Annotated in this window: 23 protein-coding genes, 1 other RNA gene and 1 pseudogene; 13 read left to right on the forward strand and 12 right to left on the reverse strand. The window is 63.0% G+C overall.

Annotated features, from left to right (window positions below; translation table 11 throughout):
* The first annotated feature begins 21 nt into the window (after positions 1–21).
* A complete protein-coding gene (locus tag AB9K35_RS05430) occupies positions 22–300 on the forward strand; it encodes an acylphosphatase (protein ID WP_369924822.1) in 279 nt (92 codons plus the stop codon).
* A 131-nt stretch (positions 301–431) separates the two neighbouring features.
* Here the strand turns inward: AB9K35_RS05430 and bmt are convergent, their stop codons facing one another.
* Together bmt and AB9K35_RS05440 are read right to left on the reverse strand one after the other, a co-directional pair.
* Positions 432–1451 (reverse strand): betaine--homocysteine S-methyltransferase, encoded by a 1020-nt coding sequence (gene bmt / locus AB9K35_RS05435; RefSeq protein ID WP_369924823.1) that lies wholly within the window; start codon positions 1449–1451, stop codon positions 432–434.
* Between the two features lie 227 nt (positions 1452–1678).
* Positions 1679–1996 (reverse strand): DUF1476 domain-containing protein, encoded by a 318-nt coding sequence (locus AB9K35_RS05440; protein ID WP_369924824.1) that lies wholly within the window; start codon positions 1994–1996, stop codon positions 1679–1681.
* A gap of 254 nt (positions 1997–2250) precedes the next feature.
* Between AB9K35_RS05440 and purC the strand changes: the two genes are divergently transcribed.
* The 6 genes from purC to AB9K35_RS05470 all read left to right on the forward strand — a co-directional run bounded on the left by purC (position 2251) and on the right by AB9K35_RS05470 (position 10940).
* Positions 2251–3012 carry a phosphoribosylaminoimidazolesuccinocarboxamide synthase gene (purC, locus tag AB9K35_RS05445; protein ID WP_222453374.1) on the forward strand — a complete coding sequence of 254 codons (762 nt, stop codon included), beginning with the start codon at positions 2251–2253 and terminating at the stop codon, positions 3010–3012.
* Between the two features lie 103 nt (positions 3013–3115).
* Positions 3116–3346: a phosphoribosylformylglycinamidine synthase subunit PurS gene (gene purS, locus AB9K35_RS05450; RefSeq protein ID WP_222453626.1), complete on the forward strand. Its 231-nt coding sequence runs from the start codon at positions 3116–3118 to the stop codon at positions 3344–3346.
* Positions 3346–4014 (forward strand): phosphoribosylformylglycinamidine synthase subunit PurQ, encoded by a 669-nt coding sequence (purQ, locus tag AB9K35_RS05455; RefSeq protein WP_369924825.1) that lies wholly within the window; start codon positions 3346–3348, stop codon positions 4012–4014. Before purS ends, purQ begins: the two co-directional genes overlap by 1 nt.
* Before the next feature lie 36 nt (positions 4015–4050).
* Entirely contained in the window at positions 4051–5823 is a 1773-nt protein-coding gene (locus AB9K35_RS05460) for an ATP-binding protein (protein WP_369924826.1), read from the forward strand.
* A gap of 31 nt (positions 5824–5854) precedes the next feature.
* Entirely contained in the window at positions 5855–7192 is a 1338-nt protein-coding gene (locus tag AB9K35_RS05465) for a sigma-54 dependent transcriptional regulator (protein WP_222453371.1), read from the forward strand.
* Positions 7193–7772: 580 nt separating this feature from the next.
* On the forward strand, positions 7773–10940 hold the full coding sequence (locus AB9K35_RS05470; protein WP_369924827.1) for an Rne/Rng family ribonuclease: 3168 nt from the start codon (positions 7773–7775) through the stop codon (positions 10938–10940).
* A 195-nt stretch (positions 10941–11135) separates the two neighbouring features.
* Here AB9K35_RS05470 and AB9K35_RS05475 read toward each other — a convergent pair whose 3' ends face one another.
* Positions 11136–11369, reverse strand: a complete 234-nt coding sequence (locus AB9K35_RS05475; protein WP_222453369.1) for a sulfurtransferase TusA family protein — start codon at positions 11367–11369, stop codon at positions 11136–11138.
* A gap of 93 nt (positions 11370–11462) precedes the next feature.
* Between AB9K35_RS05475 and AB9K35_RS05480 the strand changes: the two genes are divergently transcribed.
* The 3 genes from AB9K35_RS05480 to AB9K35_RS05490 all read left to right on the forward strand — a co-directional run bounded on the left by AB9K35_RS05480 (position 11463) and on the right by AB9K35_RS05490 (position 14920).
* A complete protein-coding gene (locus AB9K35_RS05480; protein ID WP_369924828.1) occupies positions 11463–12215 on the forward strand; it encodes a cytochrome c biogenesis CcdA family protein in 753 nt (250 codons plus the stop codon).
* 102 nt (positions 12216–12317) lie between these two features.
* Positions 12318–13568, forward strand: coding sequence for a hypothetical protein (locus tag AB9K35_RS05485; protein ID WP_369924829.1), 1251 nt, complete (start codon positions 12318–12320; stop codon positions 13566–13568).
* A complete protein-coding gene (locus tag AB9K35_RS05490; protein WP_369924830.1) occupies positions 13565–14920 on the forward strand; it encodes a cytochrome P450 in 1356 nt (451 codons plus the stop codon). Before AB9K35_RS05485 ends, AB9K35_RS05490 begins: the two co-directional genes overlap by 4 nt.
* Before the next feature lie 78 nt (positions 14921–14998).
* Here the strand turns inward: AB9K35_RS05490 and AB9K35_RS05495 are convergent, their stop codons facing one another.
* The 3 genes from AB9K35_RS05495 to fumC are packed head-to-tail and all read right to left on the reverse strand — an operon-like array spanning position 14999 to position 16784.
* Positions 14999–15217 carry a ribbon-helix-helix domain-containing protein gene (locus AB9K35_RS05495; protein WP_222453366.1) on the reverse strand — a complete coding sequence of 73 codons (219 nt, stop codon included), beginning with the start codon at positions 15215–15217 and terminating at the stop codon, positions 14999–15001.
* On the reverse strand, positions 15214–15390 hold the full coding sequence (locus AB9K35_RS05500) for a DUF4169 family protein (protein ID WP_222453365.1): 177 nt from the start codon (positions 15388–15390) through the stop codon (positions 15214–15216). The genes AB9K35_RS05495 and AB9K35_RS05500 overlap by 4 nt, the downstream gene beginning before the upstream one ends.
* Complete coding sequence (fumC, locus tag AB9K35_RS05505) at positions 15390–16784, reverse strand: class II fumarate hydratase (protein WP_222453364.1); 1395 nt, start codon at positions 16782–16784, stop codon at positions 15390–15392. Before fumC ends, AB9K35_RS05500 begins: the two co-directional genes overlap by 1 nt.
* A 378-nt stretch (positions 16785–17162) precedes the next feature.
* On the opposite strand from fumC, the gene AB9K35_RS05510 reads away from it, so the two are divergent.
* On the forward strand, positions 17163–17705 hold the full coding sequence (locus AB9K35_RS05510; RefSeq protein ID WP_369924831.1) for a hypothetical protein: 543 nt from the start codon (positions 17163–17165) through the stop codon (positions 17703–17705).
* A gap of 151 nt (positions 17706–17856) precedes the next feature.
* Here AB9K35_RS05510 and AB9K35_RS05515 read toward each other — a convergent pair whose 3' ends face one another.
* The 5 genes from AB9K35_RS05515 to ssrA form a co-directional block, all read right to left on the reverse strand.
* Positions 17857–18333, reverse strand: a complete 477-nt coding sequence (locus AB9K35_RS05515; RefSeq protein WP_369924832.1) for an SspB family protein — start codon at positions 18331–18333, stop codon at positions 17857–17859.
* A 121-nt stretch (positions 18334–18454) separates the two neighbouring features.
* Positions 18455–19780: a chromate efflux transporter gene (chrA, locus tag AB9K35_RS05520; RefSeq protein WP_369924833.1), complete on the reverse strand. Its 1326-nt coding sequence runs from the start codon at positions 19778–19780 to the stop codon at positions 18455–18457.
* 108 nt (positions 19781–19888) lie between these two features.
* Positions 19889–20416, reverse strand: a complete 528-nt coding sequence (locus AB9K35_RS05525) for an ester cyclase (RefSeq protein WP_369924834.1) — start codon at positions 20414–20416, stop codon at positions 19889–19891.
* On the reverse strand, positions 20407–20838 hold the full coding sequence (locus AB9K35_RS05530; RefSeq protein WP_222453359.1) for an ester cyclase: 432 nt from the start codon (positions 20836–20838) through the stop codon (positions 20407–20409). Before AB9K35_RS05530 ends, AB9K35_RS05525 begins: the two co-directional genes overlap by 10 nt.
* A gap of 143 nt (positions 20839–20981) precedes the next feature.
* Positions 20982–21332: a transfer-messenger RNA gene (gene ssrA / locus AB9K35_RS05535) on the reverse strand.
* Here ssrA and AB9K35_RS05540 point away from each other — a divergent pair.
* Together AB9K35_RS05540 and AB9K35_RS05545 are read left to right on the forward strand one after the other, a co-directional pair.
* Positions 21306–21620 carry a Tn3 family transposase gene (locus tag AB9K35_RS05540; RefSeq protein ID WP_369924835.1) on the forward strand — a complete coding sequence of 105 codons (315 nt, stop codon included), beginning with the start codon at positions 21306–21308 and terminating at the stop codon, positions 21618–21620. The two genes, ssrA and AB9K35_RS05540, sit on opposite strands and share 27 nt — an antisense overlap.
* Before the next feature lie 169 nt (positions 21621–21789).
* Positions 21790–22143: pseudogene (locus AB9K35_RS05545) on the forward strand (peptidase M15); the annotation flags it as partial.
* Positions 22144–22367: 224 nt separating this feature from the next.
* Here the strand turns inward: AB9K35_RS05545 and AB9K35_RS05550 are convergent.
* Positions 22368–23603 carry an NAD(P)/FAD-dependent oxidoreductase gene (locus AB9K35_RS05550; RefSeq protein WP_369835234.1) on the reverse strand — a complete coding sequence of 412 codons (1236 nt, stop codon included), beginning with the start codon at positions 23601–23603 and terminating at the stop codon, positions 22368–22370.
* Between the last annotated feature and the right edge of the window lie 220 nt (positions 23604–23823).

Consider the following 23823-nt stretch of genomic DNA (forward strand, 5'->3'; position numbering starts at 1 on the left):
TAGTGGAAAGGAAGGTGGGCTATGTCTGCCGTAGCAGTAAAGGCGCGCGTGACCGGACGCGTGCAGGGCGTGGCCTTCCGCGCCTGGGCCAGGGCGGAGGCGCTCCGCCACGGGCTGACGGGTTGGGTGCGCAATGAGCCGGATGGATCTGTGCGGGCGTTGCTGATCGGGCCAGCGGCCAGCGTCGCGGACATGGTCAGACGCATGGGGCGTGGCCCGGGAGCGGCCTCGGTCACGGATGTGCGAACGGAAAAGGTTGAGCCGGATCCGCAGCTGAAGGACTTTCAGATCCTGCGTTAGGTGTCCCGCCACAAAAGTCGGCTGAGCGCGCTCAAGCCGGATTGCAAGGTGCAGGCGGGGAGGGGCTGCGGGAAAGAAACGCGGCACCGCAGGCAGTTTGCAGTGCCGCTTGTTCTGTGGGCCGCGCTGCCTCAGGCGCGACGGCGGCGGCGGGAACGGCGCTCGCCGCCGGTGTTGTCGTCGTCTCCGGTGCCGTCGCTTTCGGAGGTGAACGGTCCCAGCACTTCGACGATCTTTTCCAACGCGGGGCGGTCGCCGCGCGGCCGGGTGTCGAGTGCTTCGCGCATGGCGCGCAGGTGATCCGGCATGGTGCCGCAGCAACCGCCAATGATCTTGGCACCTGAATCCCGGGCCATCACGGCATATTCACCCATCAGTTCCGGCGTGCCGTCATAGTGGATATGGCCATCGACATACTTGGGGATGCCGGCGTTGCCCTTGGAAATAACGGCGCGCTCGGTGCCTTGGGCGGCAAAGCCAAGCACGGTGCGCAGGATGTCGGATGCGCCGGTGCCGCAGTTTGCGCCAAAGGCCAGCGGGGCATTGTCGAATTCCTCGACCAGCTTGGCCAGATCGGCAGAGGTCACGCCCATCATGGTACGCCCGGCGGTGTCAAAGCTCATGGTGCCGCACCAGGGCATGTCGGCCAACTTGAAAGCCTCGGCCGCGGCGCGGAATTCCTCGGGCGCGGAAATCGTCTCCAGCCACAGGACGTCGACGCCGCCTTCCTTGAGCGCATCGGCCTGTTCGTGGAACATCTCGACCGCGACGGCATGGGACATGTCGCCCACCGGCTCGAAGATTTCACCGGTGGGGCCGACGGAGCCGGCCACGGCAATCGGGCGACCGGCCTTGTCGGCGACTTCGCGCCCCAGCTCCGCGGCCGCACGGTTCAACTCGCGCACGCGGTTTTGTGCATCGTGCAGCTTCAGGCGCGCGGCGGTGCCGCCAAAGCTGTTGGTCAGGAACAGGTCGCTGCCTGCGTCGACAGATCCCTGGTAGAGCGCCATGATCTTCTTGGGCTCGCTCACGTTCCACAGCTCGGGTGCATCGCCGGACTGCAGGCCCATGGCAAACAGATTGGTGCCAGTCGCGCCATCCGCCAGCAGCACGTCGTGTGTTTCCAGCAGCTTGGTGAAAGTATTGGTCATTGGCCTCTTCCCGTATCAGTTAACCGGCCCGGCGGGCCGGGCGGTAAAAGGGTATCCCGCCCCTGTGTCACGACGGGACCGCAAGGGCAATTCCATTTTATTCATCTTCATTATGAACGCCGTCCGTCCCGCGGGCCCGGCAGGCGGCGCTCTTCGATATGGCTCGTGCCTGTTGCAACGGGTGGGGGGATGCCCGCTCGCGCGCATGGGAATGGGCCGGGTCTCCGTCAGTCGGCTTCCTGCATGACCTCAAGCTGAGCTTGCGGCAGAAGTTCCAGCAGCTTGGCGCGGATTTGCGCCTCGCTCACGCGGGAGCCGAGATCTGCGGACAGCTTGCGCACGACGTCTTCGTGGCCGGCTTCCTCCAGATCGGCGGATACAACGGACTGTGCATATGAGGTCGCCTCCGTCCCGGTCTTTCCCAGCAGGTCGGCCGCCCAGAGACCGAGGAGCTTGTCGCGTCGGGCCTGTATCCGAAACCGCATGTCTGCATCATGCACAAATTTGGCTTCGAAGGCCTGTTCACGTTCGTCGAATAGCGTCATGGCCGTTCCTCATCTACCAGTTCACCCAAGTATACACATATACATATATAAGATTGGAGCCTGAAACGGGCGCAGGGCAAGAAGAATATCGTGTTGCGCCGCGGTTGCGGCTACCATCGTCGCCGTCCTTCCGTGTTTCCCGCAGTCGTGGAAGGGCAGGACGATGCAGCGCGCTTGCGGCCAAGGCCCCCTTGGCTTATGAGGGCGGCACATATCAGGGCCGGATTCCCGGCATTGACCCCGAAAGGTTTGCAATGGCGCGTCGCAAGAAAATCTACGAAGGCAAGGCCAAGACACTGTATGAAGGTCCCGAGCCGGGCACGATCGTGCAGTATTTCAAGGATGATGCCACGGCCTTCAACGCCGAGAAACACGACGTGATCGAAGGCAAGGGGGTTCTCAACAACATCCTGAGCGAGTTTTTCATGCTGGGCCTGGCCCAGATCGGCGTGCCGACCCACTTCCTGAAACGGTTGAATATGCGCGAGCAGCTGGTGCGCAGCTGCGAGATCGTGCCGCTGGAAGTCATCGTGCGCAACTACGCGGCGGGCAGCATCTCCAAGCGGCTGGGCATCGACGAAGGCACCCAACTGCCGCGCCCGATCGTGGAGTACTGCTACAAGGACGACGCCTTGGGGGATCCGCTGGTCACCGAGGAGCATATCGCGGCCTTCGGCTGGGCCAGCCAGCAGGACATGGACGACATTTTGAGCCTCGCGCTGCGCGTCAACGACTTCCTCTCCGGTGTTTTCCTGGCGGTCGGTATCCGGCTGGTCGACTTCAAGATCGAGATCGGTCGTATCTACGACGGTGACTTCCAGCGCTTGGTGGTCGCGGACGAGATCAGCCCCGACAGCTGCCGCCTGTGGGATATCAAGACCGGTCAGAAACTGGACAAGGACGTGTTCCGGCGCGATCTCGGCAGCTTGACCGATGCCTATTCGGAGGTTGCGCGGCGCCTTGGTGTCATGCCCAACAACCCGCCGGCCCCGGGCAAGCCCACGCTGGTGAACTAACGAAACAGATCCCGCTGCGCCGGTCGCGCCGCGGGATTTTGACTATTACTGGAAAGATGAAGTCCGCATGGGCTTCGCCATCGAAAACCTGAGGGATGATGCGATGAAGGCACGGGTGCATGTGATGCTGAAGAACGGGGTTCTGGATCCGCAGGGCGAGGCAGTGCGCCACGCGCTGGGAGCCTTGGGCTTTGACAAGGTTGAAGGCGTGCGCCAGGGCAAGGTGATCGACCTGGAGCTGGCCGAGGGCGCCACCGAGGCTGATGTCACTGCCATGTGCGAGAAGCTGCTGGCCAACACCGTGATCGAATCCTACAGCATCGAGATGCAGTGATGAAGGCGGCGGTAGTAGTCTTTCCGGGCTCCAACTGCGACCGCGATCTGGCGGTGGCGTTCGAGCAGGCCGGTTTCGACGTGTCGATGGTGTGGCACAAGGACAGCGCGTTGCCCGCAGGCGTCGACATCGTCGGCGTGCCGGGCGGGTTCTCCTATGGGGACTACCTGCGCTGCGGCGCCATCGCCGCGCAATCGCCGATTTGCAAGGCCGTGGTCGACCACGCGGAGCGCGGCGGTTACGCCATCGGTATCTGCAACGGGTTCCAGATCCTGACCGAGACCGGGGTACTGCCGGGCGCGCTGCTGCGCAACGCCGGGCTGAAGTACATCTGCCGCACCGTGGATCTGAAGGTCGCAACCGCCGACAGCGTCTTTACCGAAGGGTACAACGCCGGCGATGTTATCGGCGTGCCGATCGCCCATCACGACGGCAACTACTTTGCCGACGAGGCGACCATCAAGACACTGCAGGACCAGGATCGTGTGGCCTTCACCTATGAAGACAACCCCAACGGTTCGGTTGCGGACATCGCGGGGATCCTGTCGGAAAACCGCCGAGTTCTGGGCATGATGCCGCACCCGGAGCGGGCCGCGGACGAAGGCCATGGCGGCACCGACGGGGCAGCAATGTTCCGCGCATTGGCGGGCATGGTCGCTGCCGCGTGACTTGAGAAGGCGGGGCGGCCGCAATAGGTATGGATTATGTCCGCCCCGCGCAATGATTTGAAACAGACCAGATCCAAGGCCCGATCGCGCACGATTTCGTGGCGCGCGCGGCTTGCGCTGCTGGTGTTCATGGCCGCGGCGGCGGTTACCGTCTGGACGACCAACCGCGCGCTGACACACCGCTTTACCGAAAGCACCCGCAACCGCGCCGAACTGCGGTTGGCGCTCTATTCCGGCAACTTGCTGAGCGAGCTGCGCCAGCATGCCATCGTGCCGCAGCTGTTGGCACGGGATCAGACACTGATATCGGCGTTGCAATCCAATGATTTTTCGCTGTCGACGCAGCGGTTGATTTCCTTCGTCGACGAAATCGGCGCAGCCTCTATCATGTTGTTGGCCAGTGACGGTCGCACGGTGGCGGCCACCGACCGCAACCGGCTGGGCGAAAATCACCGCAATGCTGCCTATTTCGTCGATGCGGTGCGGGCAAAATCCACCGTGTTCTCCGTTATCCCGCGCGAAGTCGGCGGCTATCGTTTCACCTATTCACGCCGCATGATCGACGCCACCGGGGTGCTGGGGGCCATCGTCGTCGAGGTCGATCTGCAAAAGTTCGAGCGCGCCTGGGCGGGTATCTCCGATGCGGTTCTGGTCAGCGACAGCACCGGCTCGATCATTCTTGCCACCGAAGCGCGCTGGCGCGGGCTCAAGGAGGCGGAGGCGCTGACGCTGCAAACCCCGGAAGGCGCGATCCAGAGGGCGATCCGGGCAACCACCGATTGGACCGCGCTGCCGCCCGACGCCTATCTGCAGGGCGAAGCGGTGATGCGCCTGGAGACGCGCGTGCCGTTCCAGGGATGGCGGATGGCGTCCTTCACCACCTACTCCTCCGTGCGGGAGCGGGTGAACGCGGTGCTGGCGCTGGAAATCATGGGATTCGCCATTCTGCTGGCCCTGGCGTTCTATGCCCTGAGCCGCAAGACGGCGCTGCGGATGGCCCTGTTCCAGCGCGAGTCGGCAGAGCTTCGCGTATTGAACACCCGCTTGCAGCGGGAAATTGCCGAGCGAGAACGCATGCAAAAGACCCTTGCAGTGGCCGAACAGAGCCTTGCTCAAAGTTCGAAACTGGCCGCCCTGGGCGAGATGTCGGCCGCTGTCAGTCACGAGTTGAATCAACCGCTTGCCGCGATGAAAACCTATCTGGCCGGTGCCCGGTTGCTGCTGAGCCGCAACCGCCCCGATGAAGCGCTGGCCTCCTTCGGGCGCATTGATGATTTGATTGAGCGTATGGGCGCGATCACCCGTCAGCTGAAGTCTTATGCGCGCAAGGGCGGAGACACGTTCAGCCCTGTAAATCTTGGGGATGCGCTGGCGTCCAGCCTGTCGATGATGGAGCCGCAGCTGCGTCAGCGCCATGTCAAGATCACCCGCATTCTTCCGGAAGAACCTGTTATGGTGATGGGGGACCGGATGCGGCTGGAGCAGGTAATGGTCAACCTCTTGCGAAACGCCCTGGACGCCACCAAGTCTGTGGACGACCCGGAGGTGGAGATCCTGTTGGCCGCGGGCGAGACCGCGACCTTGTCGGTGCGTGACAACGGGATGGGCATCAAGGACTTCGACAACCTGTTTGAGCCTTTTTACACCACCAAGCAGCCCGGCGATGGGGTTGGTTTGGGACTTGCCATCTCTTCGGGGATCGTCAACGACCTCGGGGGACGGCTGACCGCCCGCAACGGCCAGAACGGCGGCGCGGTTTTTGAGATGCAATTGCCGATCCTGGTGGACGGCATCGAGGCGGCGGAATGACCGCGCCTAGAAAGATGGAGAGAGGACGCGCATGGCACAGGCTATGAAAATCGCGATCGTCGATGATGAACAGGATATGCGGCAGTCGATCAGCCAATGGCTGGCGCTGTCCGGATACGACACCGAGACCTTCTCCAGCGCCGAAGAGGCGCTGAAGGTGCTGGGACCCGATTACCCCGGTATCGTGATCTCGGACATCAAGATGCCTGGCATGGATGGCATGCAGTTCCTGAAGAAGCTGATGGGCAGCGACTCGGCGCTGCCGGTAATCATGATCACCGGTCACGGCGATGTGCCGATGGCGGTGGAAGCGATGCGGGTCGGGGCGTTCGATTTCCTCGAGAAACCCTTTAACCCCGACCGCATGTCGGAGCTGGCCAAACGTGCGACCAGCGCGCGACGGCTGACCATGGACAACCGTGCCCTGCGCCGTGAGCTGTCGGATGGCGGGCAGATCATGAAGAAGCTGATCGGCCAGAGCCCGGTGATGGAGCGTCTGCGCGAGGATATCCTGGATCTGGGCCAGGCCGACGGCCACGTGCTGATCGACGGCGAGACCGGCACCGGCAAGACGCTGGTGGCCCATGCCCTGCACGCTGTGGGCAGCCGCGCTGGCAAGAAATTCGTGCTGATTTCCTGCGCTGCGCTGGAGGAAGATGCCTTGGCCAAACGCCTGTTTGGCCCCATGCAGCCGGAAGACAGCATGTTGCCCGCGATTGAAGAAGCCCGCGGGGGCACCCTGGTGCTGGAGGATATCGAAGCGCTGTCGGAAACCCTTCAGGCGCGCCTGCTGAGCGTCATCAACGAGCAGGGCACGCCTGCGGAAACCCGGATCATCGCGATCTCGAACCTGCAGGAGGCTGGCAAGACCTGCGAGGATGCCCTGCGCCCGGATCTGTTCTACCGCCTCGCAGCGCTGCGCATCACCGTGCCGCCGCTGCGGCAGCGGGGCGAGGACATCCTCACCCTGTTTACCCGCCTGTCCGAGCAGTTCGCAGATGAATACGGCTGCGATGCGCCGCAGGTGAGCGCCCAGGAGGCGGCACAGCTGTTGCAGGCCCCGTGGCCGGGCAACGTCCGGCAGCTTATCAACATTGCCGAACGCGCGGTTCTGCAATCGCGCCGGGGCTCGGGCACCATCGCGTCGCTTCTGATGTCGGATCACGAGGAGATGCAGCCGGTGATGACCACCGAGGGCAAGCCTCTGAAGGAGTATGTCGAGGCGTTCGAACGGATGTTGATCGACAACACCATGCGCCGTCACAAGGGCTCTATCGCCAGCGTGATGGAAGAGCTTTGTCTGCCGCGGCGCACGCTTAACGAGAAGATGGCGAAATACGGCCTGCAGCGGTCGGACTACCTGGGCTAGGCGTCGCGGGAGCCGCGAGGCCTGCCGCCCGGATGGCATCACGGCTGCTTCGCTTCGCAAATCGGGAGGGGTAGCCGGGCGAGTGGTCCGAAAATTGAGCAAACTTTAACAGCCTGTCCGGTAAGGATGGGCTGTTTTCATTTTAAGTACTGCCGGTGACGAATGCCCATTGTCATTACCTATCCACAGGCCTTATGCTGATCCAACGGGCTGCGAACCGCATCGAGGTTCGCCCCGTTCTGATGAGTTTCGCTGACTTTGGTAGTCCTCCGGCATAATCCGCGATCACCACTGTCAGACCGATTGGCCCTCTGACGCAGAGGGCAGTTTCACGCCCAAGCCGGGAAACCCGGCAAAGGGATAATGTGGCAGGGCCGGGCACGACCCACCTGCCGGAGAAGAACCGCGATGACGCGCGCGAGAGCGAAGAGCACTGAGGCAGGAAGGCCGGGCATTGTTTCCGGGACCACCTGCTGCACCGCGCCGTCCGAGATCGCCCTGACAAGACATCACCCAAAACGCGCGCGGCCACCTGGTAGCAGGGGCCTGCGGGCGCGCAGGGTAGATGCACCAAGGACCAATGGCCAAGAAAATGCTGATCGACGCCACCCACGCGGAAGAAACCCGCGTTGTGGTGGTGGATGGAAACAAGGTTGAGGAATTCGACTTTGAGTCTGAGAACAAGCGCCAGCTTGCTGGCAATATCTACCTCGCCAAGGTAACGCGCGTCGAACCGTCGCTGCAGGCGGCGTTTGTGGACTATGGCGGCAATCGCCACGGTTTCCTGGCGTTTTCCGAAATTCACCCGGATTACTACCAGATCCCCGTCGCCGACCGCGAGGCGCTGATGGAAGAGGAGCGCGCCTATGCCGAGGCGATGCGCGCGCGCGACGAGGAAGAAGAGACCAAACCCGCCAAGCCCAAGCGGAGCCGCCGCTCGAAACCGGCCTCCAAGGCAGCCAATGCATCGTCTGACGATGTGGTGGAAACGAAGGACGTGGAAACCCCGGACAGCGACAGCGCTGAAATCGCCGGGATGGAAACCATTGACCTGACCGAGAGCACCGAAACCGCTGACGAGTCGACCGCGGAGCTGGCGGAGGTGCCTGAGGACACCGGCGTGGACGCGCCGAGCGAGGACAGCGCACCCGCTGCGGAGACCGCCGACGCGGCCGAAGCCGAGGCGGCTTCCGACGCATCCGCCCCGGCGGGCGAAGAGGCTGGCGATGCCAGTGTCGCCGAAGCCGAGGATAAGGCGGCGTCTGACAGTGCCCCGGCTTCGGATGCCGAAGAGCCCCAGGTTGACGAGGCCGAGGGCGAAGAAGCTCAGGCTGAAGACACACCGGCTGAAGACACACCGGCTGAAGACGCACAGGTCGAAGAGGCCGTTGCGGCCAAGCCCAAGGGGCGGTCGCGTAGCCGCTCGAGGTCGCGCGGCAAGGCTGCGCCTGCCGCCGATGACGTCATCGGCGACGTAGTCGACCCGGAAGAAGTCGGAGACGACGCCGAAGGGCAGCGCGCCGATGCCGTCACCAAGGATGACAGCATCGAATCCGTTGCCGACGAGGATGACAGCGAAGACATCCGTCCGCCGCGCAAACCGCGTCCGCGTCGCTACAAGATTCAGGAAGTGATCAAGGTCCGCCAGGTTCTGCTGGTGCAGGTCGTGAAGGAAGAGCGCGGCAACAAGGGCGCGGCGCTGACCACCTACCTGTCATTGGCAGGCCGGTATTGCGTGCTGATGCCCAACACCGCGCGCGGCGGTGGCATTTCCCGCAAGATCACCAACGCGGCCGACCGCAAGAAGCTCAAGGATATTGCGACGGAGCTCGACGTGCCGACCGGCGCGGGGCTGATCGTTCGCACGGCCGGGGCGAAACGCACCAAGGCCGAGATCAAGCGCGACTATGAATACCTGCAGCGGCTCTGGGAACAGATCCGCGAGCTGACCCTGAAGTCCATCGCGCCCGCCAAGATCTATGAAGAGGGTGATCTGATCAAACGCTCGATCCGCGACCTCTACAATCGCGAGATCGATGAGGTCCTGGTCGAGGGCGAACGCGGCTACCGCATCGCCAAGGACTTCATGAAGATGATCATGCCGTCCCACGCGAAGAACGTGAAGCACTACCAGGAAGCGCTGCCGCTGTTCGCGCGCTATCAGGTCGAGAGCTATTTGGCCGGCATGTTCAACCCGACCGTTCAACTGAAGTCCGGCGGCTACATCGTGATCGGCGTGACTGAAGCGCTGGTGGCGATCGACGTGAACTCCGGTCGCGCCACCAAGGAAGGCTCGATCGAGGAAACCGCGCTCAAGACCAACCTGGAGGCTGCCGAAGAAGTGGCGCGCCAGCTGCGTCTGCGCGACCTGGCGGGTCTGATCGTCATCGACTTCATCGACATGGACGAGCGCAAGAACAACGCCGCCGTCGAAAAGCGCATGAAGGACAAGCTGAAGACCGACCGCGCCCGCATCCAGGTAGGCAGGATTTCGGGCTTTGGCCTGATGGAAATGTCGCGCCAGCGCCTGCGCCCCGGCATGATCGAGGCGACCACCGCGCCGTGCCCGCATTGCCACGGCACCGGCCTGATCCGATCCGACGACTCCATGGCGCTGTCGATCCTGCGCCAGATCGAGGAAGAGGGCACCCGCCGCCGCTCCCGCGAGGTGCTGGTACGCTGCCCGGTGTCCATCGCCAACTTCCTGATGAACCAGAAGCGCGAGCATATCGCCCAGATCGAGGCGCGTTACGGCCTGTCCGTGCGCATCGAAGGCGATCCGCATCTGGTCAGCCCTGACTTCGTTCTTGAAAAGTTCAAGACCGCGTCGCGCACCGTCCCGGCGGCAACGGCACCTGTGGTGTCGGTGGATACCTCGATCATGGATCAGGTCGACGCCGAAGGGGCTTCCAGCGCGGAAGAGGAGGCACCTGCAGACGTGGTTGAAGCCGCGGCCGAGGTGTCGGAAGAGGCTGCGCAGGAAGACAAGCCCAAGCGCAAGCGTCGTCGCCGTCGTCGCCGCAAGTCCGGCAACGGTGAGGCGAGCAATGGCGATCAGGCCGCTGGAAGCCAGGATCAATCTGGCGACACGGCCGAGGGCTCCGCTGAGGAAGCTGCAGATGAGACGCAGGCCGCTGAATACACCTCCGCCCCGGAAGGCGAGACTGCCGACGAGGTGAAGGAAAAGAAAAAGCCGACACGCACCCGGACCCGGTCGCGCAGGTCCAAGCCGAAGTCGACCGAAGCTGAGACCGAGGCGGCGGCTACGGACGCACCGTCCGAGCAGGCTGAAGAGGCCGATGCGTCTTCGCAGGCGGAAGTCGCACAAGAGGCACCGGTGACTGAAGTTGCAGAGGCTTCGGAAGGTGAGGCCGCAACTGCCGAGGACGCTGATCTGACGACGGCATCGCCAACCGCAGAGGCCAGTGCAGACGCGGAGGTCGGCGATACGCCGGGTGACGCGGAGGCGGAGCAGGCAGAAACGGCAGCTGAGCCTGAGGCGACCGAGCAGGTAGAGACCGCTGCGTCGGACGAGGAAACCGTTGAGGTGACCGCGGCAGAAGAAGAGCTCCAGCCGTCTGCAGAAGACATCAGTGTTCCGACTGAGGCTGAGAGCGTCGAGCCTGAAGCCAAGCCTGAGGCGGAAGAAAAAGCGCCGGAACCGGCACTGGCAGGCGCGGGGGCGGAAGCCGAACCGGCAACCCCGCCAAAGCCCAAGCGCCGCGGCTGGTGGTCGATGGGAAGCTGATCGCTAGACCGTCGACGGATCCACGTCGAGTTAAAGAGGCAGGCCTGCGGGCCTGCCTTTTTTGTGCCGATAGTTGAGGTCTATTGTTTTGGCGCAGACGTCGGATGCGACGCTTCTGGTCGACGCACAGATGTTTGGTTCCCAAAGCCTTCGAACCTCGGGTCGCAAATCATACTTTGTGACTTTGCGGTGGTTTTAGCCGCCTTTGCGGATCAGGTAGACCTGATGGGTCCCGCCGTCCTTTTGCCCAAGATACTCATGCCCTGCCTCGTGGCAGAAATGCGGCATGTCGACCACCGCCGCCGGGTCATCCGCCAGAACTTGCAGAACCGCACCCGGCTGCAGGGATTTCAACCGCTTGCGCGCTTTCAACACGGGCAGGGGGCACAGCAGCCCGATGGCATCCAGGGTTTCTTCGATCTCGCTCATGCGGTCCAGATAAGCGGGAAGTTTCAAGCTGTCCACAAGGATGTGACCACCGGTCGCGTGACCTTGGCCGATTGCTCGAATAAGAGTCGGGGCATGTTTGGAATCGAGATCATCGACGCAGGGCTGCTCCCTGCCATGCTGGTGGCGCTGCTGGGCGGCGTGATCAGTTTCCTGTCGCCCTGCGTGCTGCCGATCGTGCCGCCCTATGTGGCCTACATGAGCGGCGTGACCATCGGCGAGATGCAGGGCACCGTGGCCGCCCGGCGCAAGGCGATCATTGCGGCGCTGTTCTTTGTCCTCGGCCTGTCGACGGTGTTCTTGCTGCTTGGCTTCACGGCCTCGGCCTTCGGCGCCTTTGTGCTGCAGAACCAGGAACTGTTTGCCCAGGTCTCTGGTGTTGTCGTGATCATCTTCGGCCTGCATTTCCTGTCGGTCTTCCGCATTCCCTTGCTGGACCGCGAAGCGCGGATGGAGGCGGGCGAATCCGGCGGTTCGGCACTGGGGGCCTACGTCCTGGGGCTCGCCTTTGCCTTTGGCTGGACCCCCTGCATTGGGCCGCAGTTGGGGGCGATCCTGTCGCTGGCTGCCTCCGAGGCTTCGGTAAGCCGGGGCACGATTTTGCTCGGCGTTTATGCCGCAGGCCTTGGCGTGCCGTTCTTGCTGGCGGCGATATTCCTCAACCGCTCGATGGTGCTGATGAACCGGATGAAGCGCCACATGGGTGTTATCGAGAAGGCAATGGGCGGGCTGCTGCTGTTTGTCGGGGTGATGCTGGTCACCGGCCTGTTCACCACCTTTTCATGGTGGTTGCTGGAGACGTTCCCGGCACTTGCAGTTCTGGGCTGACGCGGCGCCATCGCGGGTCACTGCGGGCCTTACTCTTGCCGAAAACCGCTGCTAGGCTGGTGCGCAGGCAGTTAGGGCAACGAAAAGAGTTCAGGGCAGGGCGTGGATCAAGGCAGCTTCCTTCAGCAACATGTGCGCAGGCGGCGGGTGTTCTACATTCCCGGCTATGACCCTATTCACCCGCGTCGCTACCGGGAGCTTTACCGCAAGGAAGGTGCCGCTCAGGCGAAGATCTCGGGCTACCGCCTTGCGGTGCAAGGGAAAAGCGGCCCCGGCGGTTTCGGCTGGGACGTTCAGGCGGAGATCGATGGCCGTGTCACCGCGGCCGAGGTCGAGGTTCTGGTCTGGTCGGACATCGTCCGCCACAGCATGACCGCGACAATCCCCGGGACGTACTGGCAACTTTTGCAGACGGCCTGGATCTATATCTCAACGGGCGCCTTGCGGCGGCTGATGCGGCTGCGCAAGGGGCCGGTGATCGCCGCGCTCTATCCTGTTGGAATGCTGTTGCTGCAGGCACTGCTTGCGCTTTTGCTGGCTTGGGGCGTCGCCCAAACGATCGGGCCGCTGGCGGGGGCGGTAGGGGTGCATGGGACCGCCAGTGCGGTGTTGGGATGGTGCCTTGGATTGTCGGCAGGGTACGTGTTGCTACGCTGGTTCAAGAAGCAGGACGGCAGGTTCTTTGCCTACTACCTGATGCATGACTATGCGCATTCTGCCGCCGACAAGGGCGCGATTGCACCGCAGATGGAAGAAAGAATGGCTGCGTTCGGCGATCGGATCGCTGCCGCACTGCAGGACCCCGATCTGGATGAGGTGCTGGTGGTCGGCCATTCCTCCGGCGCGCATGTGGGGGTCTCCGTGCTGGCGGACGTGCTCCGGGCGGGGAGGCCGCAGGATGGCCCGGCCCTGGGGTTCCTGAGCCTCGGGCAGGTCGTGCCGATGGTTTCGTTCCTGCCACGCGCGCAGCGCCTGCGCGCCGATCTGCAATATCTGTCGCAGCGACCTGAGCTGACGTGGGTCGATGTCACAGCGCCCGGCGATGGCTGCGCCTTTGCGCTCTGCGATCCGGTCGCGGTAAGCGGTGTCGCGCCTGAGGCGAAACGCTGGCCACTGGTGATTTCTGCCGCCTTCACCCAGACGCTCAGCCCGGCGCGTTGGAAACAGCTGCGCTGGCGTTTCTTTCGGCTGCATTTTCAGTACCTGTGTGCTTTCGATCAGCCCGGTGACTACGACTATTTCCGCATCACGGCAGGGCCGCTGACCCTGGCCGAGCGCTTCGAGGGCCGCAAACCTTCTCGCTCGCGCATCGAGGTGCCGGTGTCGAAGTTCACCTCTGTGGCCGCCAGATGACGGCGCCTCAGCCACCCAAACCCGCCGCCCGCGCGGACCGCGTGTCGCTCTGGCGGTACGCGCGCCTGTTTCGCCAGGACATCCTTTCGGCGCAGCCGGCCCGCCTGTATCGCGCGTGGATGGCGGAGTTTCGCACGCCTTTCTTTCGCAGCTTCCTGGTCAATGAACCCGAACTGGTGAAACGGCTGCTGAAGGACAGCCCCGAGGACTTTCCGAAATCGAACCGTATTGCGGAAGGCTTGAAACCGCTGTTGGGTCAATCCGTGTTTCTGACCAACGGGGCGGAGTGGAAACGTCAGCGCCGCATCATCGACCCCGCCTTCGAGGGTGGCAGGCTGAAGGACACCTACCCGGCGATGCGCGCGGCTGCCGAGGCCATGGTGGCACGGCTGCGCAATCGGCAGGGGCAGGTCGAGATCGAGGCCGAGGCTTCGCATGTCGCGGCCGATGTGATTTTTCGCACGCTCTTTTCGATCCCCATCGAACACGAGGTCGCCGCAGAGGTCTTCCACCGGTTTCGCGACTATCAGCGCAGCCAGCCGATCCTGAATCTTGCAGCCTTTGTGCGCTTGCCAGGCTGGATGCCGCGCTTCTTTCGTCGCGGCACCCGGCGCAACGCGGCGGTCATTCGGGGGCTGATCGCGCAGCTCACCGACGAGCGGATGCATGCGATCCACGCAGGACAGGCGCCGGATGATCTTGCAACCAAGATCATGACAACCCGGGATCCCGAGACCGGGGGGGCGTTTGTTGCAGCGGAAATGGTCGATCAGGTGGCGATCTTCTTTCTGGCAGGGCATGAGACCAGCGCCTCCGCCTTGGCCTGGGCGCTATACCTCGTGGCGCTGTATCCCGAATGGCAGGAGGTCTTGTCGGAGGAGGCCATAGCGCTCGAGGACGACAGTTTTGCGGCCGTGTCGAAGCTGCGACGCAGCCGGGATGTCTTTCGTGAGGCGCTGCGGCTCTATCCGCCGGTGCCGATGATGGTGCGCGAGGCGGCCTGTCCTGCGCGCTTTCGCAACCGGGACGTCCCGACGGGATCGCAGATGGTGCTCAGTCCCTGGCACCTGCACCGGCATGAGCGGCTGTGGGACAACCCGGATGGTTTCGATCCGTCCCGGTGGGAGACACCGAACGGCAAGCAGTGCCAACGCGACGCCTATATTCCGTTTTCGGCCGGCCCGCGGGTCTGCCCGGGGGCGGGGTTCGCGATGGTGGAGGGCGCGCTGATCCTGTCGATGATCCTGCGCCATTTCCGCGTTCGCACCGTGGCGGGGCGGGAACCGATCCCCGCCGCCCACCTGACCGTCCGGTCCAAGAACGGCATTTGGCTGGAGATTGTAGAACGCTGAGCCGGGAGAAGCCGGAGAAACTGGTGGACACAGATGAGGGGGCGGGAAAGGCGGGTAACGATCAGAAGTCCCGCGGTCTCAACCGCTTCTCAGTCGGCGCAGCACGAAAAGCCGGATGGCCGAAGCCAGACCACAGTCGTCCCCGCGGCTTTCGTCGATTTCAGCCGCCAGGTCGTTGATCGCACGGTCATCTTGCGCGGCGATTTCTCGGAAAGCGTCCCAGAACTCGTCTTCCAAGGACACGGATGTGCGATGGCCGCGCAGGGTGAGCGAGTGTTTCTTCGGCCGCCCGGTCATTCGTCACGCTTGTGGCCATCGAGGCGGCGGACGTCCTGCGCCTTGCGCGCCTTGGCCAGATCCTTTTCCGCCTTGGAACGCCCGAATTCCACGGCATTCTGGTCGGCGCGGGCCTTTTTCTCGGCCCGCGCCTTTGTCTTTCTGTACCGGTTCAGATTGACCGGCTTGCCCATCAGTCCTTGGGACCGATCATCTGTTCGGGGCGGACCACCGCGTCAAAGGTGGCTTCATCCACGAAGCCCAGCTTGATCGCTTCTTCTTTCAGCGTCGTGCCGTTCTTGTGCGCGGTCTTGGCAACGGTGGTGGCGTTGTCGTAGCCGATGGTCGGTGCCAGGGCTGTCACCAGCATCAGGCTTTCCTTCATCAGTTTCTCGATGCGCGGCTCATTGGCCTGAATGCCATTCAGCATGCGTTCGGTAAAGCTGTCGGCCGCATCACCCAGCAGCTGGATCGACTGCAGCAGGTTGTACGCCATCATCGGGTTGTAGACGTTCAGCTCGAAGTGGCCCTGGGAGCCTGCGAACTTGATGGCCGCGTCGTTGCCCATGACATGCGCGGCAACCTGGGTCAGCGCCTCGGCCTGGGTCGGGTTGACCTTGCCCGGCATGATCGAGGAGCCCGGCTCGTTTTCCGGCAGGATCAGCTCGCCCAGGCCCGAACGCGGGCCGGAGCCGAGGAAGCGGATGTCGTTGGCGATCTTGTAGCAGCTGCCCGCGATGGTCGCGAGCGCGCCCGACAGGAACACCATCGCATCATGCGCTGCCAGCGCTTCGAACTTGTTCGGAGCGGTTACGAAGGGCAGGCCGGTGATCTCGGCCATGTTGGCGGCCACTTCTTCGGCCCAGCCCTTCTGGGTGTTCAGGCCGGTGCCCACCGCGGTGCCGCCCTGTGCCAGCTCGTAGATGCCGGGCATTGCGGCCTCGACCCGTGCCAGCCCCTGGCGGATCTGATGCGCGTAGCCGCCGAACTCCTGGCCCAGCGTCAGCGGGGTCGCGTCCTGAGTGTGGGTGCGGCCGATCTTGATGATGTCCTTGAACTCTTCGGACTTCCGCTCCAGCCCTTCCGCCAGCTTGGTCAGCCCCGGCACCAGCACGTCGCGCACCATCATCGCGGTGGCGATATGCATCGCGGTCGGGAAGGTGTCGTTCGAGGACTGGCCCATGTTGCAGTGATCGTTCGGGTGTACCGGATCTTTGGAGCCAATCTCGCCGCCGAGGATCTCGATCGCGCGGTTGGCGATGACCTCGTTCGAGTTCATGTTGGACTGGGTGCCCGAACCGGTTTGCCAGACGACCAGCGGGAAGTTGTCGTCGAACTTGCCCGCGACAACTTCGCTGGCGGCTTGAATGATGGCATCGGCGATCTTTGCGTCCAGCTTGCCGGACGCCTTGTTGGCCATGGCGCAGGCCTGCTTGATCACGCCAAGCGCGCGCACGATGGCCACGGGCTGTTTTTCCCAGCCGATCGGGAAGTTCATGATCGAGCGCTGCGTCTGCGCGCCCCAGTATTTGTCTGCGGGGACCTCAAGCGGGCCAAAGCTGTCGGTTTCGGTACGGGTGCCGGTCATCCGTCGCCTCTCTCGTTGTATGCGTCTGTATGCCGTTTAGCCTGCGCGCTGCACAGGCGCAATTGGCCAGTCGCGCGCAGCATAGTGTTTTGCCCCGCGAGGTATAGAGTGCAATTGTCGCAATCGCACCCCCTGCAAGTCGGGGAGTATCTGCTATGATCCTTGCGGCGCGCATTTTGCGAAATGTTCAGAAATCTCGCATAATCATCGGGCCTGCGGGGGCAGAGCCCTGTTCTTGATGCCTGTCACTGCGCAATATGTAACGGCGGGTATCTTATGGAAGGTGAGGAAGGATTTGACGTGCCACGTTCTTTGACAGGGTCCCCCCGGATGTGCGTGAGCCTTCGAAACATGCGCTCGTGGCTGAAGGCTCGTGGCATGGCCATCCGCCTGCGCATCGTGGCACATGTAATGGCGCTGGTGGTGGTCTGGGCGCCGATTTCTGTCTGCGCAGCCGAGATTGGTCAGTTCGCGGGTGAATATTCGGGATCAGTCGAGATCGAGGCTGCTGACGGACAGCAAGTGCCGCGCGACATCAGCGTCACGATCCGTGAGACCTCCAAGGGGTTCGTGCTGAAATGGGTTGCGACCACGGAAAAAGGCGATGGCCGCAGAAAGACCAAAAGCTACGAGATCGAGTTTCAGCCCAGCAACCGATCCGGGGTGTTTTCGGCGGCGATGCGGCGCAACGTCTTTGGCCACGCGGTGCCGCTGGACCCGATGGCGGGGGAGCCCTTTGTCTGGGGGCGGATCGACGGCGACACGCTGACGGTGTTTTCGATGTTCATCCACCCCAACGGCGACTACGAGATCCAGCAATATGACAGGACCTTGGCCGAAGGCGGACTGGATCTGGTCTACGTATCCCGGCTGAACGGCGAAATCCGCCGTAAAATAGAGGCATTTCTGACCCGCCTGTAACCAGCCGGTGGCGGCAATCGAGATCCGATGCCCGCCATTGGCGCGGCAGTGGGTGCCCGGTTACTGTGCGCACACTTGCCTGTGACCCGGTCTGACCAGGGCCATCGGCGCCCACCGCCATCGGGACGCCCAGCAAGTGCGGCAGGTCGATTTACTTGCGGAAACTGTCCAGCGAAACCACGTCGGCGTCTTTCTTTTCGCTCGCCGGGGCCGGAGGCTCGCTTTCGAAGGGCGCTTCGGAGTCCGGGAGTGTGGTCGGGGTCTCGCCCTCGTCTTCGGCGCTTTCGAACCGCAGGCCGAATTCCACGGACGGATCCACGAAGGTGCGGATTGCGTCATAGGGGATGTAGAGCGGCTCGGGCGAGTCGCCAAAATTCAGCGTGACCGCGAAGCCATCCTCATCGACGACAAGATTGTCGAACCAATGCTGCATGACGACCGTCATTTCGCCCGGATAACGGTCCGACAGCCAGTCTGCCAGTTCCACGTCCGGGTGATCGGTGTCAAACGTGATGAAGAAATGGTGGTTGCCAGGCAGGCCGTTCTCGGAAACGTCCTGCAGCACGGTCCGGATCAGGCCGCGCATCGCAGAATGCATCAGGTTGCCATAGTCAATTTCACGGGACATGCAGTCACCCTTTGTTCATTTTGCGTTAAGCATAAGAGATTTTGGCGGAAACAAAAGGGCAGCCTGCGACGCTGACGGAGATTTTTTTGCCCCGGTCCGATTGCTCGCTAGTCCCGTGCAGTCAGCTGATTGCAAACGGGAATTGCGCCAGGGCAAGACCCGCGACCGCCATCGCCACCAGAAGCGTCGGCAGGTTGCCACGACAGATCCATCCGACCGCGGGCGCCAACAGCACAAGGGCGGCTGCAACGGGGTCCACGCTGCTCCAGACCGGGACTGGAAGATGCAGCAGCCCATGCTCCAATGTCCGCGTCTGTTCAAAGACCACGTGGATCAGGAACCACAACGACAGGTTCAGGATGACACCGGCGACAGTGGCGGTGACGGCCTTCAGCGCCTGTCCCAACCGCGGGTGCGTGGCGATACGCTCGACGTATGGGGCGGCGGCGAAGATCCACAGGAAGCATGGAACAAATGTCGCCCAGAGCGCGACGGCACCGGCTGCGAGGAAAAGGGCGGTGCCCTGTTTCGTGAGGCCGGACAGCATTGCCACGAATTGGGTCACGAGGATCAGCGGGCCGGGGGTCGTTTCGGCCAGGCCAAGCGCGTCGATCATCTGCCCGGCGGTAATCCAGCCGAACTGGCTGACCACGGTCTGGCTGATATAGGCCAGCACCGCATAGGCACCGCCAAAGGTGACCACCGCCAGTTTGGCAAAGAACCAGCCCAGATCGCTCAGGAAATCCGCGCCTGCCAGCTCCAGCGCCAACAGCGGCAGCAGCCACAAGGCCCCCCACAGTGCAACGGTGGACAGCGTGGCGGCGGCGCGAAACGGGGCCGGGGTGGCGGCAGAGGCGGCGTCGGTGGCAGGGCGGCGCAAGAGGCCGATGACAGCGGCCGCGAGAACCACAAGGGGGAACGGTACGTTCAGAAAGAACAGGGCCGCAAATCCGCCGGCAGCCAGCATCCAGTCGAGAGAATTGTGCAGCGCCTTTGCCGATAGGCGCCGCAGTGCCTGCAGGATGATGATCACCACCGCCGCCTTGATGCCCAGGAACGCGGCCTGAACCGCTGGCATTGTGCCGAACTGCGCGTAAAGCCAGACCAGCAGGCCGATCACCACGGCCCCCGGCATCACAAACAAAAGCCCAGCAAACAGTCCGCCGAGCGTGCCGCGCATACGCCAGCCGGTGTAGGTGGCCAGTTGCATCGCCTCGGGTCCCGGCAGCAGCATGCAAAAGGACAGGCCGCGCAGGAAGCTGTCTTCGCTCAGCCAGGGGCGGTCTTCGACCAGTTCCTTGTGCATAAGCGCGATTTGCGCGGCGGGTCCGCCGAAGCTGAGGAGGCCGATGCGGCCAAAGACCCGCAGCATTTCGCCCCAGCCGGGATTGGTGGAAGCCCTGTCGGAGGGGGAGTTGGGGGATTCCGCCTGGTTCCGTGCCACCATGATGCGCCTGCCTCGCTGGATGTCCGGCACCGTCACCGGAAGCTGCTGTCGTGCGTCCCACGCGGGCAGGGGGCTGTCAAGAGAGGTGCAGCGGGCGGGCGGTACCGGTTACTTGAGACGCTCGCCCGTCATGCAGATCGCCATTGCGTCCGGCGGCAATTGCCCCAGCATTTCAAACATGTGGAAGTAATCCATGTTGGAATGCATTTCGACGATCTTGCCGTTTTTGATCCGCGCCATGACCTGGCCGGAAATTTCAAAGGGGGTGCCGTCTTCGGGATTGCTGGTGGAGGCGATCAGGCGCGCGGACACCCAATCCTCTGTCTCCATCGCATGGGTGATCGTGACCCTGATCGGCCCCAGCAGATTGCGCACCGCTGCAACAACTTCGGCATATTCCGTTTCCGGTTCTGCAAGCGCGGACACGGCACCGGAGATTTCAGTTTCCGGCGTCAGGAATTGCGAGACGGCCTTCAGGTTGCCCTTGCACCAGACCTCGTCGAACCAGCGCTGTATCACCGCGGTGAGCGGCATATTCGCGGTCTGCTCAGGGTCGAACGAGGCCGCGAGCAACAAGGCGCGTTGCGTCGCCGGGGGGTCGTTTTGCGCGTGATCCGTCGATTTTCTTACCGCCATGTCAGCCCCTGACCCGCCAGACAGGCGGCAATGGTGTCCTGTGGCAATTGTCCCAGCTGCTCGAACAAGGTGATGTAGTCGAATTGGCCGTAGGATTGCGCCATCTTTCCGTCCTTGAACCGGATCATCACCTGTCCCGTTGTCTGAATGGGAGCGTCCGTCGCGGCGCAGCAGCCATTGAATTCAATGCGTGCGGCCAGCCACTCGCCCTGTTCCACAGCTTGGGTGATCGAGATTGCGATCTGCTTAACCTGATGGCGCAGAGCTGCCACAAAATCCTGAAAGTCGTTGCGATTGAGGGGCAGGGAGGGGACCACACCGGTGGCGGTGACGTCCGCCGTGTAAAAACGCTCCAGATCGCTCAGGTCGCCACGGCTCCAGGCCTGGTCGTACCAGGCTTGCAGGATTTCGGTCTTGGTCATGGGCGAGGTCACAGTTCAAACAGCTTTCTGCCAGTTTGGCGGTCGCCATACAGTGCCGAGGCCGGATTGAAAACATCTGAATTACGATAACGCGACGAGGCAGTCCGGCATACCTCGAACAGAATATTGGCGCGTTCGGGGAAAGTGCAGGTTTCTGTTGCCAGGTACCTGCGAACCCCGCCTTACGCGGCTAGGCGCAAGGGCTTAGTTTTCGATTACTCGAACTGCTTACGCAGCCAGAGCAACCGGAGCACGATTGTCGTTTGCAATTGTACTGTTTTCGCCGGTAACGGTGGCAGACAGCCGAGACAAAGCTAACTCCTTTAGACGTCCGTCGATCCTATTTCGGCCCCATGATCCCCAAACGAAGGATATTGGTGGAGCCGCCGGGTACCGCCCCCGGGTCCGATCCGCTTATTACGAGCGCGTTTATGTCCATAGTTCCACGAGGGAACACGGGCTATATAGTGCGCTTTTTACGGGTTGCAAAGGGGGCGTGCGGATTTCGATCCGCATTTTTAGACGGGAATTGTCAGTGGCCGTGGCCAAGCGCGAGCGGCGCACGAAAGGCTAATCATAGCTGTGGTGGGCTTTATACATGCAGCTATACTGGCTTGCAGGCCGCCATCATCATCTTCTGGAACACCATGAAGCTGGGCGAAGTCGTCGCCAACCACAAACGCGATGGAAAGCTGCTATCACCTGATCTGCTGGTCCATGTCTCGCCGCTAGGATGGGAGCACATCAATCTCACCGGAGAATATCGTTGGCCAAAGCCTTAGCGTAAGATTCCGCCCCCTCCCGTAAACGACCCCAATCTGACCTTGCCGCCGCTTTACTGCCAAGTCGGTACAGTGCAAGCAGTAGCCAAGAAGGGCTCGCGCGCCTTCGTCGATCCTCAAGATTTTGTGGCTTATCTCGATAGTGTGATGGCGGCGAACCCAGAAACGCGGGTTTGGAACTTCTCCCTCAACGGGGTTCATCCATGTGGACCTCGGCCCCGCACGCCAGTGGGGCGAGCGTTTCCCGGTCCGAGCGACCGCATTCGCAGCCGAGGCGCCGCCCGCCCGCGAGGTGCTGGCCGACAGCCGCACGATGAAGGGTGGTGGCACGGCGGGCGTGGCGACGCTGGGCGCGGCGGGCGTCGAGGTGGCACAGGGCGTCCTGGCCGAGACGCAATCCGCCATCCTGCCGCTGGTGCCGTATCTCGACACTCTGCGCTGGGTGTTCATCGCGGTGGCACTCTGTGGCATCGCAGTCACCATCTATGCCCGCCTCGACGACTGGCGCCGGGGGCGGCGGTGACTGCCGTCCTCCTAGGCAGGATCACGGCCAGCCCGTGGGTGTGGGGGGGCGCTGCGCTACGGAGCCTTCCTTCTCGCCGGGCTCATGTTCCTGCTCGCGCGCCGGCGGTCCGGCGCGCGAAGCACGATCTCCCCCATAAGGAGTTGGATCGGCAAGTTCTGCGGCAAGGGATTTCCCGCGAATTCCTGCGTATTTACCCTTGATTAGCCGGGGTCAGGGGCGGATCAAAGCCCGAAACGCTGTGGCCGGACCGCAGCGATATCGCGGCAAGGTGTTCGCCCGGCCAGAACATCCGCCACAAGCATGGCCGTGATGGGGGCAAGTGTCAGCCCGATATGGCCATGACCAAAGGCATGGATCACATCGGCCCCGCCGCGTGACGGCCCGATGACCGGAAGGCTGTCGGGCAAACTGGGACGGAACCCCATCCAATCGCGCGACGGTTCGGGCAGATCGGGAAACAGGGCGCGCGCGCCTTCGACCAACCGGGCCACCCGATGGGGCGAGGGTGGTGCGGTCAACCCGCCCAATTCGACCGTGCCTGCGACCCGCAAGCGACCGGACATCGGGCACAGATAGAAACCGCGTGTGGTCGGGCAGGTTGGACGGGTTAGCCGGGGCACATCCATATCCCATTCGACGTGATACCCCCGTTCGGTGTCCAGCGGAATGCGGTCCCCGGCCTGCCGCGCCAGATCGCGTGCATGTGCTCCAGCGGCCAGCACAACCTTACGTGCCTTCAACTGGAAGTCGCCGCCAGCCAGTTCAACCCCGCCTGCCACGCGGCGCAGTTGGGTGATGCGGTGCGGCAGCACTGGGGCCGCCACCGCACGCGCCAATCGGCCCACCATCTCACCCGGATCGGACATGAAGACGGCATTGGGAAAAAACGCGGCGCCGCCCTCAACCTCGGGCAGGCCCGGTTCCAGTTGCCGCAAGTCATTTGGGCCGATCAGATCAACCGATATGCCCAGACTGCGCCGAAAGGCCATGTCTGCCTTGGCGGATTGAAAGGCCCGGCGCGTTTCATAGGCGTAAAGGCAGCCCCGCTTTTGCAAGATGTCCTGCCCACCAATACGGTCGGCCAATCCTGCCCATAACCCGGCCGCATCTGCCAGCAAGTCGGCAATGGCCGCAGCGTTGCGCCGCGCGGGCCCCGGCAGGGATTGAAAGGCAAAGCGGATCAGCCAAGGGGCAAGGCTGGGAAGGGCGGCGCGACGGATCGACAGGGGGGAATTCCGGTCAAACAGCAGCGATGGCAGGTTGCGCAACACATCGGGCGTGCCAACCGGAAGCACTGCATAATCAGCGATGGTGCCGGCATTTCCATAGGATGCACCAGACCCGGCGGGATTTGGGTCGATCAAGACGACCTCATGCCCTTCGCTGACCAGCCGTTCCGCTATGGCAAGGCCAACAACGCCTGCGCCGATGATGGCGATTTCGGTCTGCATGACCATCAGGTCACACCGACCCAACAGGGGCTGCGCGACAGAACATGGTCAGGACGGTAACTGCGTGTCATCGATGAGCCTTGTAAACCGACATTCCCCAAGTGGCCTGCCGCTTGACTTCAAGATCGCCTGATTTTGCTCGCTGGGCAAGCGTTTTTCGCCCCGAGCGGTGTCTGTCGTCGCGCAAACGGCCGAAGTCGGGTGGATCAAGCCTCGAACCCGCAGC

The sequence above is a fragment of the Leisingera sp. XS_AS12 genome, from assembly GCF_041224635.1.
Taxonomy (GTDB): Bacteria; Pseudomonadota; Alphaproteobacteria; order Rhodobacterales; family Rhodobacteraceae; genus Leisingera.